Consider the following 16,084-nt stretch of genomic DNA (forward strand, 5'->3'; position numbering starts at 1 on the left):
CGGCCGGCCGCCTCAGCCCGCGAGGCCGTCCAGGTAGGCGGCGAGGGCGCGGAAGGCGCGGCCGCGGTGGCTGATCTCCGACTTCTCCCGCGGGGTCAGCTCCGCGGTGGTCCGGCCCAGCTCCGCGACCTCGAAGACGGGGTCGTACCCGAAGCCGCCGGTGCCGCGCGGCTCCCGGATGATCCGGCCCTCCATCCGGCCCTCCACCACGTGCTCGCGCCCGTCCGGGTGCACGAGGGCCGCCGCGCAGACGAAGTGCGCGCCGCGCTCGGCGTCGGCGACGTCGGAGAGCTGGTCGAGGACGAGTTCGAGGTTGGCCCGGTCCCGGCCCTCCGGGTGCCCGGCGCCGAAGCGGCCCGACCAGCGGGCCGACAACACGCCCGGCATGCCGTTCAGCGCGTCCACGCACAGTCCCGAGTCGTCGGAGACCGCGGGGAGCCCGGTGTGCGCGGCGATCGCCCTGGCCTTGAGCAGCGCGTTGCCGGTGAAGGTGAGCTCGGTCTCGGGCACGTCGGGGGCGTCGGGATAGGCCTCCAGGCCCACCACGGCGTAGGAGGTGAGCAGACCCCGCAGCTCGGTGATCTTCCCGGGGTTGCGGGTGGCCAGCACCAGGCCCTCGCTCATCGGGCGAGCGCCTCCTTCTGCATCATGGTGAGGTCGGTGCAGCCGAGCTGGGCCAGGTCGAGCAGCGCGTTGAGCTCCTCGCGGGAGAACGGCGCGCCCTCGGCGGTGCCCTGCACCTCGATGAGCCTTCCGTCGCCGGTGCACACGACGTTCATGTCGGTGCCGGCGACGACGTCCTCCTCGTAGCAGAGGTCGAGCCGGGGCTCGCCCCCCACGACGCCGACGCTGACCGCGCACACCGAGCTGATGAGCGGGTCGCCCTTGGTCATCTTCCGGTCGCGCATCCAGGTGACGGCGTCGGCGAGCGCCACGTAGGCGCCGGTGATGGCCGCGGTGCGGGTGCCGCCGTCGGCCTGCAGGACGTCGCAGTCGATGGTGACGGTGCTGCCGGCGAACGCCTTGAAGTCCACGCACGCCCGCAGGGAGCGGCCGATCAGGCGGGAGATCTCCTGGGTGCGGCCGCCGAGCTTGCCGCGCACCGACTCCCGGTCGTTGCGGGTGTTGGTGGCGCGCGGCAGCATCGCGTACTCGGCGGTCAGCCAGCCCAGCCCGCTGTCGCGCCGCCAGCGCGGCACCGAGTCCTGCACCGAGGCCGCGCACAGGACCCGCGTCCCGCCGAACTCGACCAGCACGGATCCCTCCGCGTGGTCGAGCCAGCCGCGCTGGATACGGACATGTCGGAGCTGGTCGTTCACGCGACCGTCAGGGCGAGCCATGGAGCCAGCCTACCGGTGCGGCCGCCGCCCCCGGTGCGGGCTACAACTCGTAGACGGTCCCGCTCCTGGCCAGGTCGATCGGCCCCCCGTAGGTGGAGGTCTTCGCCTCGACGAGGGACTTCTCCTCGTCGTTCCAGGGCACGAGATGGGTCAGCACCAGACGTCCGGCCTGCGCGCGTTCGGCGTAGTCGGCCGCCTCCTTCGCGGTCAGGTGGAGATTGGGCGGGTTGTCCCCCTCCAGGAAGGAGGCCTCGCACAGGAACAGGTCGACGCCTTCGGCCAGGCCCACCAGGGTGTCGGTCAGCCCGGTGTCGCCGGAGTAGGCGAGCGACCCTCCCCTCGCCGAGGTGATGCGGAACCCGTACGACTCGATGACGTGGTTGACGGGCTCGCAGACGACCTCGAACGGGCCGGCCTCGAACTTGCGGGTCAGCGGGGTGAAGTCGAACGTGTCCGTCATGCCGGGATCCAGGTCCAGGTCGTAGGCCTCGGCCATCCGCGTCGCCGCGTGCTCGGGCCCGAAGACCGGGATCCTGGGCTTGCCGCCGTGCGGGCAGTACTTGCGCGCCACGTAGTAGCCGCACAGGTCCATGCAGTGGTCGGCGTGCAGATGGGAGATCGCGATGGCGTCGATGTCGTACAGGTCGTGATGGCGCTGCAGGGTCCCCAGCGCGCCGTTGCCGAAATCGAGGAGGAGGGAGTAGCCGTCCTCTTCGATCAGATAGCAGGAGGCGGGGCTGTCAGGCCCCGGGAAGCTGCCGGAACAGCCGATCACGGTCACCCGCACGGGGAGCTCCTCTACTTACACTGTGGTTCATGGGGTGAGACGGAACACGCTCGTGTCCGAGGGCGACTCGACATAGCCGAGTACAGGTCCGAGGAAGCGGCGCCCGATCATGCGGAACACCTCGGGGTCACCGGTCGCGCGGAACCGGTGAACGGGTGGGGCGGCGGCCTCCGCGCGGGCCAGCCCCCTGTCGTGCAGCAGTCGGTAGACGTCCTTGGCGGTCTCGTCGGCGCTGGAGACGAGGGTGACCCCGTCGCCGACGACGTAGGAGATCACCCCGGTCAGCAGCGGATAGTGCGTGCAGCCGAGGATCAACGTGTCGCATTCGGCGTCGATGATCGGCTTCAGGTACCCGCGCGCCACGTCGAGCAGCTCCTCGCTCATCGTGACGCCGCTCTCCACGAACTCCACGAAGCGCGGGCAGGCCACGCTGGTGAGCCCGATGTGCGGTGCGATGGCGAAGGCGTCGTCGTAGGCGCGGCTGGTCACCGTGGCGTGGGTCGCGATGAGCCCGACCCTGCTGTTGCGGGTGGCGGAGACGGCGCGCCGGGCGGCCGGGAAGATCACCTCGACGACGGGGACGTCGTAACGCTCCCGGGCGTCGCGCAGCATCGCCGAGCTGGCGCTGTTGCAGGCGATCACGAGCATCTTCACGCCCTCTTTGACCAGCTGGTCGAGCATCTCGAGGGCGTACCCGCGGACCTCGGCGATCGGCCTCGGTCCGTAGGGCTGACGCGCCGAGTCCCCCAGATAGAGGATCGGTTCCCCGGGCAATTGGTCCAGTACGGCCCGGGCTACCGTGAGTCCGCCGAAGCCGCTGTCGAAGATACCGATGGGCGCGTCTGACATGACGACCTAGGCTATGCGAAGACGTCTTCACACATTGTGTGACACTCGATACATCGATGCTTACTCACGAGTACGTGCGGCGCGTGCGAGCTGCCTGCTCTGTGCGACCAGATTTCCAGCGGCATCCCAGACCTCCACGTCCTCGTCACACCACCCTTCGCTCACCATACGTCCCGTGCCGTGCACGGTCAGCCATCCGGGCGCGGGCAGCGTCCGCAGGTGCCAGGTCAGCTCCACCGTGGGCGACCAGCCGGGGAAGCCCGCGTTCGTCACCACCGGGATCAGGGAATCGATGGCCAGCGCGACGACGTAGGGGTCCGGGTGGTCCCCGCCCGCCAGCCGCACGTGGGCCCGCATCTCCGGGCGGCCCGTCGGGCTCCCGTCCAGCCAGCCCATCACCGCCGGGTCGAACCGCATGTCCACGTTGGCGGGGAAGCCCTTCTTCGGGCGCTCCCGCCCGCGCGTGGGGCAGTCCTCGGGCGCGGGCATCGGCGCGGGGGCCTCGCCCAGGTAGACGGGCTTCGCGGCGGGGACGAGCGTGCCGGTCGTGACCAGCGCGTCCAGCAGCGCCTCGCCGTTCTGCACCAGCGAGGCGCGGAGCATCGACGCGGTCCGGCCGTCCTTGCGTCGTTCGACGACGACCTCGGCGGGGCCCGGCAGCCCCGGCCGCAGGAAGTTCACCGCGGTGGAGACGGGGTGGGCGTGCGAGGACTCGGCGACGGCGGCGCGCATCAGCACGGCCATGAGGTAGCCGCCGTTCAGCACGACGGGGCCGCCGGGTCTCGTCTCGAAGCCGAAGGCCTCGTCCAGTCCGGCCCGGTAACGGCCCTCCCCCAGGGAGGTGACGGCCGTCGCCTCGCTGAAAATCGTCATGCCACACCCCATGAAGGTACAGAGATACAGGAATCCGAACCGAACTGCGTTCGGCGGGCAGCCTACCGGCCCCCTTTCCGGCGGAGGCGGATCGGTTAGCCTGAACGCGCGGCCCCCACGAGGAACGGATGAGAGATTGATCTTCAAGAAGCGGCCCGAGCCGTTCGCCCCGCCCCTCATCCTGACCCCCGAACTCCTCGCGGAGATCAGGCGCCTGCTCGCCCGGGAGAAGAAGATCCCCGCGATCAAGCTGCTGCGCGAGCGGACCGGCCTCGGCCTCAAGGACGCCAAGGACCTGGCGGAGGCGATCGAGCGCGGGTACGAGCCGCCCTTGCAGGGGCGGATGCCGCTGTCGGAGCGCGTACGGGCGCTGCGCGACGCCGGAGACCACGCCTCGGCCGTCGCGATGGTCCAGGCGGAGACCGGCATGCAACGGCACGAGGCCGAGAGGTTCGTCAGCGTGCTCGACTGAGCCGCGCTCGATCGGAACGCCTCCCGCCGGAGCCGGGACGGCTCCGCGAGCCGGGGGCCGCGCCCGCCCCCGGCTCGTCAGGGATCAGGCCCAGAGCTGGCCTTCGAGCGCGGACTCGGCCTCGTCCAGGGTGCCGTGGTAGGCGCCCGTGGACAGGTACTTCCAGCCGCCGTCGGCGACCGGGAAGGCGATGTCGGCGCGCTCGGAGGCCTTGACCGCCTTGGCGGCCATGCCCAGGGCCGCGTGCAGCGACGCGCCGGTGGAGATGCCGGCGAAGATGCCCTCCTGCTCCAGCAGCTGGCGGGTGCGGCGCAGCGCGTCCCCGGAGGTGACCGAGAAGCGGGTGGTCAGGACGCTCGCGTCGTACAGCTCGGGCACGAAGCCCTCGTCGATGTTGCGCAGCCCGTAGACCAAGTCCCCGTACCGGGGCTCCGCGGCGACGATCTTGACTCCGGGGACGTGCTCGCGCAGGAACCGCCCGGTGCCCATCAGGGTGCCGGTGGTGCCCAGGCCCGCCACGAAGTGCGTGATCGTCGGCAGGTCCTCCAGCAGCTCGGGGCCGGTCGACTCGTAGTGCGCGAGCGCGTTGGCCTCGTTGCCGTACTGGTAGAGCATGACCCAGTCGGGGTTCTCGGCGGCCAGGCCCTTGGCCACCCGGACCGCCTCGTTGGAACCGCCCGCGGCGGGCGAGGGGATGATCTCCGCCCCCCACATCCGCAGCAGCTGGCGGCGCTCCTCGGAGGTGTTCTCCGGCATCACGCAGATGATCCGGTAGCCCTTGAGCTTGGCGGCCATGGCCAGCGAGATCCCGGTGTTGCCCGAGGTCGGCTCCAGGATCGTGCAGCCGGGCGTGAGCACGCCGTCCTTCTCGGCCTTGTTCACCATCCACAACGCGGGCCGGTCCTTGATGGAGCCGGTCGGGTTGCGGTCCTCCAGCTTGGCCCACAGCCGGACCTCGGGGGACGGCGACAGGCGGGGCAGGCCCACCAGCGGGGTCCGCCCCACCGAGTCCAGCAGGGAGTCGTAGCGCACGGCTCAGCCGCCGGCGACGGCCGGGAGGACGGTGACCGTGTCGCCGTCGGACACCTGGGTGTCCAGGCCTCCCAGGAAGCGGACGTCCTCGTCGTTCAGGTAGACGTTGACGAAACGGCGCAGGCCCTTCTCGTCGACCAGGCGGCCCCGCAGCCCGGGGTGGCGGGCGTCCAGGTCGCCGAACAGCTCGTCCAGGGTGCCGCCCTTGCCTTCGACGGACTTGGCTCCGTCGGTGAGGTTGCGCAGGATCGTGGGGATCCGGACCTCGATCGCCATCTCGGTGATCTCCATTCAAAAAGTCGTTACGGCTCGGGGACGCGCGTCACCGACAGTCGTAGACGACCTCGGCACGCGAGTGGGAGAAGAGGAAACTCTGGACCATGACTCCGAGTTTACCCGGGTTCGGGTCAGGCGGACTCGTAGGCCTCGACGATCTTCACCTCTTCCTCCGTGATGACGCCGTCCACGATCCGGTAGGAACGGAATTCCGTCTCATTCTCTTCCCGGGTGGAGACCAGCACGTAGTGGGCGCCCGGCTCCGCGGCGTAGGACACGTCCGTCCGGGAGGGGTAGGCCTCGGTCGCGGTGTGCGAGTGGTAGATGACCACCGGCTCCTCGTCCCGGTCGTCCATCTCCCGCCAGACCTTGAGCTGCTCGAGCGAGTCGAAGCGGTAGAAGGTCGGCGAGCGCTCGGCGTTCTCCATGGAGACGAAGCGCTCGGGCCGGTCGCTGCCGACCGGCCCCGCCACCACGCCGCAGGCCTCGTCCGGGTGGTCGGCGCGGGCGTGCGCCGTGATCTGGTCGACGATCTCCTGGGTGATGGTCAGCATGAGCCGCATATTACCCAGGGGGAACATGCCGGGCGGACGCCCGTCTCACTCGCCCCACAGGCAGTGGACCAGACCGTCCTGGAGCTGGGTCAGCCAGTCGTAGGTGACGATCATGGTGTACTCCGGGTCGGCCTCGTCGAGGTCGCGGAACCTGTCCTGGTCGTCCTCCGACAACTCCAGCCGGGTGCCCAGGGCCAGCCGCAGGTCGTTGAGCACCCGCAGCCACGCCTGCGCCTGCTCGGTGTCCAGCGGCACGTCGCCGCTCTCCCCGAGGGTGCGCAGGGCGAGCTCGGAGTCGCGGTCCTTGCCCTCGCGCAGGGACGCCTCGGTGTAGCGGCGGAACTCCCCGGACGCCTCGCCGTCCTCGCGGTAGCCGTCGGGGAAGAGCCTGGCCAGCACCGGGTCGCCGGGGGCCTCGGTGCTCTCGGAGATGCCCAGCTCGGCCAGGCCGGGGTCGCCCTTGGGCAGTTCGTCCAGCAACCGCCGCAGCTGGGTGATGAGGTTGGCCAGCACGGCCTTCTCCATCCGCTCCAGCGACATGCGGACGTTCCCGGAGCCCTTCCTGAAACCGCTGCCCATCAGTCGTCCCGCTTCACTGTCGCCCACAGCCCGTAGGAATGGAGCACCTCGACATTGCGTTCCATCTCCTCCCTCGTCCCGGAGTCGACGACGGCCCTGCCCTTGTGGTGCACGTCCAGCATCAGCTTCTCCGCCTTCTCCCTGGCGAACCCGAACACCGTCTGGAAGACGTAGGTGACGTACGACATCAGGTTGACGGGGTCGTTCCAGACGATGGTCAGCCACGGCAGATCAGGACGGGTCTCCTCGTCCGCATCAGGCCTCTGGACTGTGGCGGGCGCGCTGGTCATCGGATTCTCCCTCCCTCGTTGTCGAACCTACCGGGCGCGGCCGGAGGCATCCCTACCCGTAGTCTGCGAAGAGTGGAAACGCAGAGGTCGGCCGTCGCCGCGGACACGGGTGTGAGCACCGCACTGCTCACTGATCATTATGAACTCACCATGCTCCGGGCCGCCCTGCGCGACGGCACCGCGGCGCGGCACTCCGTCTTCGAGGTGTTCGCCCGGCGTCTGCCGCAGGGCCGCCGGTACGGGGTGGCGGCGGGCACCGGACGGTTCCTCGACGCGCTGGAGCGGTTCCGGTTCGGCGCTTCCGAGCTGGACTTCCTCACCTCCCACGGCGTCGTCGACGACGACACCGCCGCCTGGCTGCACGACTTCCGGTTCGGCGGGGACATCTGGGGTTACGCCGAGGGCGAGTGCTATTTTCCGGGCTCGCCCATCCTGCGGGTGGAAGGGACGTTCGCCGAGACGATCCTGCTGGAGACCCTCGCGCTGTCGATCTTCAACCACGACTGCGCGGTGGCGGCCGCGGCCTCCCGCATGGTCCAGGCCGCCGGCGGCCGCCCGCTGATCGAGATGGGGTCCCGCCGCACCCACGAGAAGGCGGCGGTGGCCGCCGCGCGCGTCGCCTACCTCTGCGGCTTCGCCTCGACCTCGAACCTGGAGGCGGGCCGCGTGCACGGCGTGCCCACCGCCGGGACCTCCGCGCACGCCTTCACGCTCCTGCACGACGACGAGCGGCAGGCCTTCCGGTCCCAGATCGCCGCCACCGGGGAGGACACGACCCTCCTCGTCGACACCTACGACGTGGCGGAGGCCGTGCGCACCGCCGTCGAGCTCGCGGGCCCCCGGCTGGGCGCCGTCCGCATCGACAGCGGGGACCTGCGCGTCGTCGCCGAGGAGGTCCGCCGGCAACTCGACGGGCTCGGCGCCCGCGACACCCGGCTCGTCGTCACCGGCGACCTCGACGAGTACGCCATCGCGGCCCTGGCCGCCGCGCCCTGCGACTCCTACGGCGTGGGGACCTCCCTGGTCACCGGCTCCGGAGCCCCCACGGCCTCCCTCGTCTACAAGCTGGTGGCGCGGGAGGACGTCTCAGGCGCCCTCCTGCCGGTCGCCAAGGCCTCCCCCGGCAAATCCGGTACGGGCGGCCGCAAACACGCCCACCGGCGCTTCCAGGACGGCGTGGCACAGGCCGAGCTCGTCTCCGCCTCGCCTCCGGCGCCCGAGCCCGGCACCGAGGACCGCCCCCTGCAGGTCCCCCTGGTGGCCGCCGGGCGGATCATCGGCCGCGAGCCGCTGGAGGCCGCCCGCGAACGCCACCGCCGCGCCCTCGCCGAACTCCCCCCGACCGCCCTCCATCTCACCAAGGGCGACCCGGCCCTGCCCACCCTCGCCGAACGCTGAGACCCGCCCGCGGCACCAGGAGCGAACATGAGCCGAGCTTTGATCATCGTGGACGTGCAGAACGACTTCTGCGAGGGAGGCTCCCTCGCGGTCGAGGGCGGCGCGGCCCTCGCCTCCGCCATCTCCGGGCACGTGACGGCCCGCCGGGAGGAGTACGCCCACGTGGTGGCCACCCGCGACTTCCACCACGACCCCGGCGACCACTTCTCCGAGGAGCCCGACTACGCCGCCTCCTGGCCCCCGCACTGCGTCATCGGCACCGAGGGCGCGGGCTTCCACCCGGAACTGGAGCTCGACCACGTCGAGGCGGTGTTCAGCAAGGGCCACGGGACCGCCGCCTACAGCGGTTTCGAGGGCGAGACGCACGAGGGCGAGACGCTGGAGGAGTGGCTGAGGTCCCGCGGCGTCACCGAGGTCGACGTCGTCGGTATCGCCACCGACCACTGCGTCCGCGCCACGGCCCTGGACGCCGCGGCCGCCGGCCTGAGCACCACCGTCCTGCTGGACCTCACCGTCGGTGTGTCCCCCGCGACCACCGAACACGCCGTCGAGGAGATGCGGGCCGCGGGTGTCACCCTGCTCCGGGGCGCTTCCCCGGACGGCGATTCGGACTCTTAAGACCGGATCACGCTGCTCGCCGCCTCCCCGGCACGCCGGGGAGGCGCTCCCCCGGGCCACGCGGAAAGCCGCGAGGCGCGGGGACGGCCGTTCAGCTCCTTCTGGACGCCCATTCGCGGACCTTGTCGATGCGGCTCTTGACCTGGGCGGCGGTGGCCTGGGGGATGGCGGGGCCGCCGCAGGCCTGGCGCAGCTCGGTGTGGACGACGCCGTGGGGCTTGCCGGTGCGGTGGCTCCAGGCGCCGACCAGGCCGTTGAGCTCGGCGCGGAGGGCGTGCAGGTCCTCCGCGGCGGTGGTGGACTTCGCCGGCTCCTCCTCGCGGGCGGCGCGCTTGCGCTGGGCGGCCAGCTGGCTGGCCTGGCGCTGGCGCAGGAGCTTGGCGACCTGGTCGGGCTCCAGCAGGCCGGGGATGCCGAGGAAGTCCTCCTCCTCCGCCGAGCCGATCTCGGCCTGGAGGCCGAACTCGCCGCCGTCGAACAGCACCCGGTCGAAGGTCGCGCTGGCCTCCATCGTCTCGAAGGGGATCTCCTCCGACAGGTCGGCGCCGTCGTTCTTGCGGTTCGCCTGCTCCAGCGCCTCGTCGTCCAGGCCGTCCTGCTCGCGCTGCTTGCGGTCCAGGACGTGGTCGCGCTCGCGTTCCAGCTCGGCGGCGTGGCCCATGAGGGTGGGCACGCTCGGCAGGAAGACCGAGGCCGTCTCGCCGCGCTTGCGGGCGCGCACGAAGCGTCCGATCGCCTGGGCGAAGAACAGCGGCGTGGCCGTCGAGGTGGCGTAGACGCCGACGGCCAGGCGCGGGATGTCGACGCCCTCGGAGACCATGCGGACCGCGCACAGCCAGCGGTCGTCCGACTCGCCGAACTTCTTGATCTTCTTGCTCGCCCCGGGGTCGTCGGACAGCACGATGGTGGCGCCCTGCCCGGTGATGCCGCGGATCATCTTGGCGTAGGCGCGCGCCGCCTCGTGGTCGGTGGCGATGACCATCGCCCCGGCGTCCGGCATCACCTTGCGGATCTCGGTGAGCCGCTTGTCCGCGGCCTGGATGACCTGGCGGATCCAGTCGCCCTTGGGGTCGAGCGCGGCGCGCCACGCCTGCGACGTCTGGTCCTGGGTGAGCGGCTGGCCGAGCGTGGCGGTCAGCTCGTCCCCCGCGCGGGTGCGCCAGCGCATCTCCCCCGCGTAGGCCATGAACATGACCGGGCGGACGACGCCGTCGGCCAGCGCGGGACCGTACCCGTAGGTGTAGTCGGCGTGGCTGCGGCGGATGCCGTCGGGCCCCTCCTCGTACTCGACGAAGGGGATCGGGTTGATGTCGGTGCGGAACGGCGTGCCCGACAGGGCGAGCCTGCGGGTCGCGGGCTCGAACGCCTCGCGCACCGCGTCGCCCCAGGACAGGCCGTCGCCCGCGTGGTGGACCTCGTCCATGACGATGAGCGTCTTGCGCGCCTCGGTGCGGTTGCGGTGCAGCGCGGGACGGGCGGCGACGGTGGCGTAGGTGACCGCGACGCCGTGGAAGTCCTTGGCGGTCTTGCCCTGGGCGTTGGTGAACTCGGGATCGATCCTGATCCCGACCCGGGCGGCCGACTCGGCCCACTGGCGTTTGAGGTGCTCGGTCGGGCAGACCACGGTGATGCCCTGGATCGCCCGGCGGTCGAGCAGTTCGCGGGCCAGGCGCAGGGCGAAGGTCGTCTTGCCCGCGCCGGGCGTGGCGACCGTCAGGAAGTCCCGCCGCGGCTCCTGGAAGTAGAGCTCCAGCGCCTGCTGCTGCCAGGCGCGCAGCGATCCGGCGGTTCCCCAGGCGGCCCGCTCCGGGAAGGCGGGGGGCATGTCGGGTGCGGCAAAGGTACTCACGATCCTGAAAGGCTACCGATGCCCGCCGACAGGACACGCCTGGAACGCGGTGGGCACCGTCACGATTATGAGCGCTGCCGCGAGGGGAAGGCGGGGTGGCGGCGTCGCGGCCACAGCAGTCCGTACCAGGTCAGGATCCCTCCGGAGGCCGCCGTGCCCGCCGCGGTGAACGCGAGCGCCGGGGAGATTCCCGTCATCGGAAGTGTCTGCGGCTGCTCCCTCCTCCACCTCGCCCCGGCCGAGACGTTCTTCTTCTTTCGCTTCGCGGCCTTCTTCGGCTCGCGCTTCACCGACCCGTTCCCGGAGGCCGAGCGGCCGGGCGCCCTCTCCCCCGCGACCGCCGAGCCCGTCCGGACGCCGGGGGTCCCGCCCTTGGGAGCCGGGACTCCTCTCTCGGACGCGGGCGGCGCGGGGGACGCGGTCTCGGCCCTGGGTTCGAGAGACGCGGACGCCGTCTCCCGCCCGGCTCCGGGAGCGCCGCCCTTGGCCGGCGGCGGGAAGGCCGTGGCGGTGGAGCAGTCGGCGGTGCGGCGGGCCGAACCGGCGGACTCTCCCGCGGTGTGGACGGCCAGGGCCGTGGTCCGGTCCTCGGGCAGGCGTACCCGGCTGATCACCGTGGTGCCCGCCGGGACCAGCTCGGTGCGCTGGACCTTGCCGTCGACGCGCAGGGCGTACCGCTCGTCGACGGTCCCGGTGTTGGCGATGACGACCGCCACGATCCGGCCGGGACAGCTCACCCCGCTGAAGGTGACGTCCAGATCGGCGGGCAGGATGGCGGCCAGCAACTCCCCGAACACCGATCCCACCTCCCGAAGAGTGATCACTCGATCACTCTCGGTGAACTACCCCCGATCGGCCCGTCCGAACACGTTCTCCCGACGCCTCGGCCACAGACCGCCCCACCACAGGATGATCACACCTGTGATCATCGAGGCGACGCCGGTGGCGATCCGGGCGGCCATCACCGTCTCGTCGGATCCGGTGTTCGGCAGCCGCTCGGCGGCGTCCGGCCGCCCACTCGGCTTCTCCGAGGCGCCCGCCCCGGACTTCGCGCAGTTGAGACGGTAGGTGCGGGCGGCCTGCGGCTCGCCGTCGCGGGTGACCCGGACGACCACTTTCTTGTCCTCGGTGAGCTTCACCGAGGACGACCGCGAGGCGTTCGGACCCAGCCGGTCGGCCAGCACGATCGAGCCGTTCCGGGTGATGGCGTACCCCTGGCCCGTCCCGGTGTCATTGGTGACCTTCACCGTCACCCTGTCGCTCGGGCAGTCCACCTTCCCGAAGGACACCGTCAGCGGGCGCGCGGCCGGCGCGGACGTCGTCGGGACTGGGGCCGGCGTGCTCGTGGCGGGCCCCGGGACCGGGGTCGTCTTCGTGGGGGCCGGCGTGGCCGTCTTGGTGGGCGTCGGCGTCGCCGTCTTCGTGGTCGGCGCGGCCGTGGGGGAGGCGCTGCGGCTCGGGCTCGCCGAGGCGGGCGGCGGAGTCCCGGTCGGGGGCGATCCCGTCGCGGAGGGCGAGGGATCCGTCGTGGAGGAGGCGTCCGAGGTGCTGTTCCCGCCCGTGAAGGCGGGGATCACGATCAGCGCTCCTATCACGAAGAAGATCGCTGCAATGATCACCCTGACCGGCTGCATCCCCGCGCCTCCCGAGAGCATCGCTTGATCGTTTCTTTACCCCCCATTGTGACGGTTACGCCCCGGTTCGGTGGGCGCAATGCCCTCACCGCTCTCCGCACGGCGTGTCCGCGGCCCCTCCGGACAGGCGATGATGGAGGCCATGCGGGAACAGGAGGACGACATCCGGCCCGGCCGTCTCTTGGTGGCCACCCCGATCCTGGCGGATCCCAACTTCCGGCGCAGCGTGGTCCTCGTCGTCGACCACGGCCCCGAGGAGGGCACCCTCGGCGTGGTGCTGAACCGGCCCACCGAGGTCGCGGTCGGGCAGATCCTGCCGCCCTGGGCCGGGCTGGCCAGCGGCCCTGACGTGGTGTTCCAGGGCGGTCCGGTGGGGATGGACAGCGCCCTGGCGCTGGCCCGCCTGCCCGGCACGGACGAGCCGCTCGGCTGGCGGGCCCTGGACGGCGTTCCGGCGGTGGCCCGCATCGGGCTGGTCGATCTGGACGGCCCCCCGTCGCTGCTGGCCGACGGCATCGACGGCCTCCGGGTCTTCGCCGGCTACGCCGGATGGGGGCCTGGCCAGCTCCGGTCAGAGATCGCGGAGGGCAGCTGGTACGTGCTCACCGCGGAGCCGGGCGACGTGTTCGCCGAGGCGCCCGGGGAGCTCTGGAAGGCGGTGCTGCGCAGGCAGGGAGGGGACCTGGCCTTCGTCGCGACGTATCCCGAGGATCCGTCACTAAACTGAACGGATGAGCGATCCGACTTACGAGCCCGGGCAGGGCGGCACGGGAACGATGATCAAGCCGGACACCGATGTCCGTCCGGACCTGTCCCACGGTGACGGCGACCACGAGCGCTTCGCGCACTACGTGAAGAAGGCCAAGATCACCGAGAGCGCGCTCACCGGCACCCCGGTGATCGCGCTGTGCGGCAAGGTCTGGGTGCCCAACCGCGACCCGAAGAAGTTTCCGGTCTGCCCGGAATGCAAGGAGATCTACGAGGGGTTCAGCTCCGGCGACTCCGAGGAGTGAGCGTTTCGCTCCGCCCGCCGCGGTCGTGATCATGTAACCTGCCTGCAAATTCAGCTTCAGCGCACGGCAGGTCGGGGGACGGATGCGGCGAGGCGTTGCGGTCATGATCACGATCACGGCGGTGGCGGCCTCCGCCACCGCCGCCTCGGCGCCCGGGCAGGCGGGCTCCGAGACCGGCTGCGCCCCCGGGAGCACGGCCCGGCAGGCCCGCTTCGCGGGCGACGCGCCCGCGACCGACCCGCTCTTCGTCTCCAAGAGCATCACCGCGCTGGACCGGCGGGTCCCCGGCCGGGCGCCCGCCACCTTCACCGTCCCGGTGGCCTTCCACGTGATCACCGACGCCGCCGGCAAGGGGCACCCCGGCCGGGACCGCGTCGACAGGCAGATCGCCACCCTCAACGACGCCTACGGCGGCAGGGCGGGCGGCGCTGACACCGGCGTGCGGTTCCGGCTGATGTCCGTCGACACGCTGGCGAACGACACCTGGTTCAAGCAGCCCCACCGGCACGAGCGCGACTACAAGATCCTGCTGCGCAAGGGCGGCCCGGAGACCCTCAACCTCTACAGCGCCGCCGTCGGCACCGAGGTGCTCGGCCACTCCACCTTCCCCGAGGTGCAGAAGGCCGAGCCCATCCTGGACGGCGTGATCATCGACCACCGCAGCCTGCCCGGCGGCCCCTTCCCGCACTTCAGCCTCGGCTACACCGCGGTCCACGAGGTCGGCCACTGGCTCGGCCTGTTCCACACCTTCGAGAACGGCTGCGGCTCCCCCGGAGACGGCGTCGAGGACACCCCCGACGAGGCGACCCCCACCGAGGGCTGCCCCAAGGGCAAGGACACCTGCACGGCGGCCGGGCTCGACCCGGTGCACAACTTCATGAACTACTCGTGGGACGACTGCATGAGCGAGTTCACCCCCGGCCAGGCGTCCCGGATCCAGCGCAGCTGGCAGGCCTACCGCAGGACCTCCACCGCGGCGGCGGCCGCGGAGCTCGCCCGCAGGTCGCCCCAGGCCGGGGTCTCGCCGGCGCCCGCGGCTCCCGCCGCCTGACGGGCCGTCACTCCTCGTCGTAGGTCTTCCGGCCGCCCGCGGCCTCCCGCACGGCGGCCGCGACGGCCGTGGTGACGTCGGGGTGGAAGACGCTGGGGACGATGTAGTTGGGACCGAGCTCGGCGTCGGTGACCACCTCGGCCAGCGCCTGGGCGGCGGCCACCAGCATGTCCAGGTTGATCACGTCGGCCTGGGCGTCCAGCAGCCCGCGGAAGACCCCGGGGAAGGCCAGCACGTTGTTGATCTGGTTCGGGTAGTCGCTGCGGCCGGTGGCGACCACGGCGGCGTGCTCCCGGGCGTCGTCCGGGCTGACCTCCGGCTCGGGGTTGGCCAGCGCGAACACGATCGCGTCCGGGGCCATGCCCGCGACGTCGTCGCCGGTGAGGATGCCGGGCGCCGAGACTCCGACGAAGACGTCCGCGCCCTTGACCGCGCCCTTGAGGTCGCCGTCGTAGCCCTCGGCGTTGGTGTGCTCGGCGATCCACCGCAGCGAGCCGTCCATGCCTTCGCGGCCCCGGTGGACGGAGCCGTGCATGTCGCAGACGATGACGTTCTTCGCCCCGGCGTGCAGCAGCAGCTTGAGGATGGCGCTGCCCGCCGCGCCCGCGCCCGCCATCGCGATCCGGACCTCGCCCAGGTCCTTGCGGACGACCCGCAGCGCGTTGGTGAGCGCCGCCAGCACGCAGATCGCGGTGCCGTGCTGGTCGTCGTGGAAGACCGGGATGTCCAGCAGCTCCCGCAGCCTCGCCTCGATCTCGAAGCAGCGCGGCGCGGAGATGTCCTCCAGGTTGATGCCGCCGAAGCCGGGGGCGATGCACTGGACGATCCGCACGATCTCGTCGGTGTCCTGGGTGTCCAGGCAGATCGGCCAGGCGTCGATCCCGGCGAAGCGCTTGAACAGCGCGGCCTTGCCCTCCATGACCGGCATGGCGGCCTCCGGGCCGATGTTGCCCAGGCCCAGCACGGCCGAGCCGTCGGTGACCACCGCGACGCTGTTGCGCTTGATCGTCAGCCGGCGGGCGTCCTCCTTGTTGCGCGCGATCGCCAGCGAGACCCGGGCCACGCCCGGGGTGTAGGCCATCGAGAGTTCCTCGCGGTTGCGCAGCGGGACCTTGGACTGCATCTCGATCTTGCCGCCGAGGTGCATGAGGAAGGTGCGGTCGGAGACCTTGTGCACCTTCACCCCGTCGATCGACTCCAGCACCCCGACGATCGCCTCGGCGTGCTCGGTGTCGCGGGTGGCGATGGTGACGTCGATGCGCAGCGTGTCCGTCGCCGCCGTGTTCACGTCCAGCGCGGTCACCACGCCGCCCGCGTGCTCCACGTGGTGGGTGATCCCGCTGACGGCCTTGCCTCCGGCGGGGACCTCGAGGCGGACGGTGATCGAATACGACACGCTCGGCGCGGTGGCCACGGGGAATCTCCTCAACTCGAGAAAGACGAGAGCCCTGACATGGCTTCTGACACAT

At 71.5% G+C, this 16,084-nt stretch carries 21 protein-coding genes; 7 read left to right on the forward strand and 14 right to left on the reverse strand.

All coding sequences use genetic code 11. The annotated features are described in order from the left end of the window. Positions 1-12: 12 nt before the first annotated feature. From rdgB to ABD327_RS05785, 5 genes are read right to left on the reverse strand one after another with little or no spacing between them, the layout of a single operon-like run. The gene (gene rdgB / locus ABD327_RS05765; RefSeq protein WP_344449115.1) at positions 13-624 is read right to left on the reverse strand and encodes an RdgB/HAM1 family non-canonical purine NTP pyrophosphatase; all 612 of its coding nucleotides are present in this window, start codon (positions 622-624) and stop codon (positions 13-15) included. After that, positions 621-1,340, reverse strand: a complete 720-nt coding sequence (rph, locus tag ABD327_RS05770; protein ID WP_344449116.1) for a ribonuclease PH — start codon at positions 1,338-1,340, stop codon at positions 621-623. Before rph ends, rdgB begins: the two co-directional genes overlap by 4 nt. A gap of 40 nt (positions 1,341-1,380) precedes the next feature. Beyond that, positions 1,381-2,127 (reverse strand): MBL fold metallo-hydrolase, encoded by a 747-nt coding sequence (locus ABD327_RS05775; RefSeq protein ID WP_344449117.1) that lies wholly within the window; start codon positions 2,125-2,127, stop codon positions 1,381-1,383. Positions 2,128-2,154: 27 nt separating this feature from the next. Then, on the reverse strand, positions 2,155-2,976 hold the full coding sequence (murI, locus tag ABD327_RS05780) for a glutamate racemase (protein WP_344449118.1): 822 nt from the start codon (positions 2,974-2,976) through the stop codon (positions 2,155-2,157). A 60-nt stretch (positions 2,977-3,036) separates the two neighbouring features. After that, on the reverse strand, positions 3,037-3,849 hold the full coding sequence (locus ABD327_RS05785) for a thioesterase family protein (RefSeq protein ID WP_344449119.1): 813 nt from the start codon (positions 3,847-3,849) through the stop codon (positions 3,037-3,039). Positions 3,850-3,985: 136 nt separating this feature from the next. Between ABD327_RS05785 and ABD327_RS05790 the strand changes: the two genes are divergently transcribed. Continuing rightward, entirely contained in the window at positions 3,986-4,321 is a 336-nt protein-coding gene (locus tag ABD327_RS05790) for a ribosomal protein L7/L12 (protein WP_344449120.1), read from the forward strand. 84 nt (positions 4,322-4,405) lie between these two features. Here ABD327_RS05790 and ABD327_RS05795 read toward each other — a convergent pair whose 3' ends face one another. The 5 genes from ABD327_RS05795 to clpS all read right to left on the reverse strand — a co-directional run bounded on the left by ABD327_RS05795 (position 4,406) and on the right by clpS (position 7,052). Next, on the reverse strand, positions 4,406-5,353 hold the full coding sequence (locus ABD327_RS05795; RefSeq protein WP_344449121.1) for a PLP-dependent cysteine synthase family protein: 948 nt from the start codon (positions 5,351-5,353) through the stop codon (positions 4,406-4,408). Positions 5,354-5,356: 3 nt separating this feature from the next. Further along, positions 5,357-5,629, reverse strand: a complete 273-nt coding sequence (locus ABD327_RS05800; RefSeq protein WP_344449194.1) for a MoaD/ThiS family protein — start codon at positions 5,627-5,629, stop codon at positions 5,357-5,359. 131 nt (positions 5,630-5,760) lie between these two features. Further along, positions 5,761-6,183 (reverse strand): M67 family metallopeptidase, encoded by a 423-nt coding sequence (locus ABD327_RS05805; RefSeq protein WP_344449122.1) that lies wholly within the window; start codon positions 6,181-6,183, stop codon positions 5,761-5,763. Between the two features lie 45 nt (positions 6,184-6,228). After that, positions 6,229-6,762 carry a DUF2017 domain-containing protein gene (locus tag ABD327_RS05810; protein WP_344449123.1) on the reverse strand — a complete coding sequence of 178 codons (534 nt, stop codon included), beginning with the start codon at positions 6,760-6,762 and terminating at the stop codon, positions 6,229-6,231. Next, positions 6,762-7,052, reverse strand: coding sequence for an ATP-dependent Clp protease adapter ClpS (gene clpS / locus ABD327_RS05815; RefSeq protein WP_344449124.1), 291 nt, complete (start codon positions 7,050-7,052; stop codon positions 6,762-6,764). Before clpS ends, ABD327_RS05810 begins: the two co-directional genes overlap by 1 nt. Before the next feature lie 72 nt (positions 7,053-7,124). On the opposite strand from clpS, the gene ABD327_RS05820 reads away from it, so the two are divergent. Together ABD327_RS05820 and ABD327_RS05825 are read left to right on the forward strand one after the other, a co-directional pair. Further along, complete coding sequence (locus ABD327_RS05820) at positions 7,125-8,450, forward strand: nicotinate phosphoribosyltransferase (RefSeq protein ID WP_344449125.1); 1,326 nt, start codon at positions 7,125-7,127, stop codon at positions 8,448-8,450. Positions 8,451-8,477: 27 nt separating this feature from the next. Beyond that, entirely contained in the window at positions 8,478-9,068 is a 591-nt protein-coding gene (locus ABD327_RS05825) for an isochorismatase family protein (protein WP_344449126.1), read from the forward strand. A gap of 91 nt (positions 9,069-9,159) precedes the next feature. Here ABD327_RS05825 and ABD327_RS05830 read toward each other — a convergent pair whose 3' ends face one another. The 3 genes from ABD327_RS05830 to ABD327_RS05840 all read right to left on the reverse strand — a co-directional run bounded on the left by ABD327_RS05830 (position 9,160) and on the right by ABD327_RS05840 (position 12,164). Then, positions 9,160-10,893, reverse strand: a complete 1,734-nt coding sequence (locus ABD327_RS05830) for a DEAD/DEAH box helicase (protein WP_344449195.1) — start codon at positions 10,891-10,893, stop codon at positions 9,160-9,162. A gap of 89 nt (positions 10,894-10,982) precedes the next feature. Further along, positions 10,983-11,741, reverse strand: a complete 759-nt coding sequence (locus tag ABD327_RS05835) for a hypothetical protein (RefSeq protein ID WP_344449127.1) — start codon at positions 11,739-11,741, stop codon at positions 10,983-10,985. A gap of 18 nt (positions 11,742-11,759) precedes the next feature. Then, on the reverse strand, positions 11,760-12,164 hold the full coding sequence (locus tag ABD327_RS05840; protein WP_344449128.1) for a hypothetical protein: 405 nt from the start codon (positions 12,162-12,164) through the stop codon (positions 11,760-11,762). Between ABD327_RS05840 and ABD327_RS05845 the strand changes: the two genes are divergently transcribed. The 4 genes from ABD327_RS05845 to ABD327_RS05860 all read left to right on the forward strand — a co-directional run bounded on the left by ABD327_RS05845 (position 12,154) and on the right by ABD327_RS05860 (position 14,615). Continuing rightward, a complete protein-coding gene (locus tag ABD327_RS05845) occupies positions 12,154-12,579 on the forward strand; it encodes a hypothetical protein (RefSeq protein ID WP_344449129.1) in 426 nt (141 codons plus the stop codon). The genes ABD327_RS05840 and ABD327_RS05845 overlap by 11 nt on opposite strands. A 114-nt stretch (positions 12,580-12,693) precedes the next feature. Continuing rightward, positions 12,694-13,278 carry a YqgE/AlgH family protein gene (locus tag ABD327_RS05850; protein WP_344449130.1) on the forward strand — a complete coding sequence of 195 codons (585 nt, stop codon included), beginning with the start codon at positions 12,694-12,696 and terminating at the stop codon, positions 13,276-13,278. Between the two features lie 49 nt (positions 13,279-13,327). Beyond that, positions 13,328-13,564, forward strand: coding sequence for a DUF3039 domain-containing protein (locus ABD327_RS05855; RefSeq protein WP_425547074.1), 237 nt, complete (start codon positions 13,328-13,330; stop codon positions 13,562-13,564). A 103-nt stretch (positions 13,565-13,667) separates the two neighbouring features. Continuing rightward, complete coding sequence (locus tag ABD327_RS05860) at positions 13,668-14,615, forward strand: zinc metalloprotease (RefSeq protein ID WP_344449133.1); 948 nt, start codon at positions 13,668-13,670, stop codon at positions 14,613-14,615. Between the two features lie 7 nt (positions 14,616-14,622). On the opposite strand, the gene ABD327_RS05865 is transcribed toward ABD327_RS05860, so the two are convergent. Then, on the reverse strand, positions 14,623-16,029 hold the full coding sequence (locus ABD327_RS05865; RefSeq protein WP_344449134.1) for an NAD-dependent malic enzyme: 1,407 nt from the start codon (positions 16,027-16,029) through the stop codon (positions 14,623-14,625). Positions 16,030-16,084 lie beyond the last annotated feature (55 nt).

This window comes from Actinocorallia aurantiaca (assembly GCF_039533685.1).
Taxonomy (GTDB): domain Bacteria; phylum Actinomycetota; class Actinomycetes; order Streptosporangiales; family Streptosporangiaceae; genus Actinocorallia; species Actinocorallia aurantiaca.

Bases quoted from the DNA above. Each gene is read 5' to 3' on its own strand.
- rdgB (WP_344449115.1), bottom strand. From the start codon at position 624: ATGAGCGAGGGCCTGGTGCTGGCCACCCGCAACCCCGGGAAGATCACC.
- ABD327_RS05855 (WP_425547074.1), top strand. From the start codon at position 13,328: ATGATCAAGCCGGACACCGATGTCCGTCCGGACCTGTCCCACGGTGAC.
- ABD327_RS05860 (WP_344449133.1), top strand. From the start codon at position 13,668: ATGATCACGATCACGGCGGTGGCGGCCTCCGCCACCGCCGCCTCGGCG.
- clpS (WP_344449124.1), bottom strand. From the start codon at position 7,052: ATGACCAGCGCGCCCGCCACAGTCCAGAGGCCTGATGCGGACGAGGAG.
- ABD327_RS05825 (WP_344449126.1), top strand. From the start codon at position 8,478: ATGAGCCGAGCTTTGATCATCGTGGACGTGCAGAACGACTTCTGCGAG.
- ABD327_RS05850 (WP_344449130.1), top strand. From the start codon at position 12,694: ATGCGGGAACAGGAGGACGACATCCGGCCCGGCCGTCTCTTGGTGGCC.
- rph (WP_344449116.1), bottom strand. From the start codon at position 1,340: ATGGCTCGCCCTGACGGTCGCGTGAACGACCAGCTCCGACATGTCCGT.
- ABD327_RS05830 (WP_344449195.1), bottom strand. From the start codon at position 10,893: ATGCCCCCCGCCTTCCCGGAGCGGGCCGCCTGGGGAACCGCCGGATCG.
- murI (WP_344449118.1), bottom strand. From the start codon at position 2,976: ATGTCAGACGCGCCCATCGGTATCTTCGACAGCGGCTTCGGCGGACTC.
- ABD327_RS05805 (WP_344449122.1), bottom strand. From the start codon at position 6,183: ATGCTGACCATCACCCAGGAGATCGTCGACCAGATCACGGCGCACGCC.
- ABD327_RS05800 (WP_344449194.1), bottom strand. From the start codon at position 5,629: ATGGCGATCGAGGTCCGGATCCCCACGATCCTGCGCAACCTCACCGAC.
- ABD327_RS05785 (WP_344449119.1), bottom strand. From the start codon at position 3,849: ATGACGATTTTCAGCGAGGCGACGGCCGTCACCTCCCTGGGGGAGGGC.
- ABD327_RS05810 (WP_344449123.1), bottom strand. From the start codon at position 6,762: ATGGGCAGCGGTTTCAGGAAGGGCTCCGGGAACGTCCGCATGTCGCTG.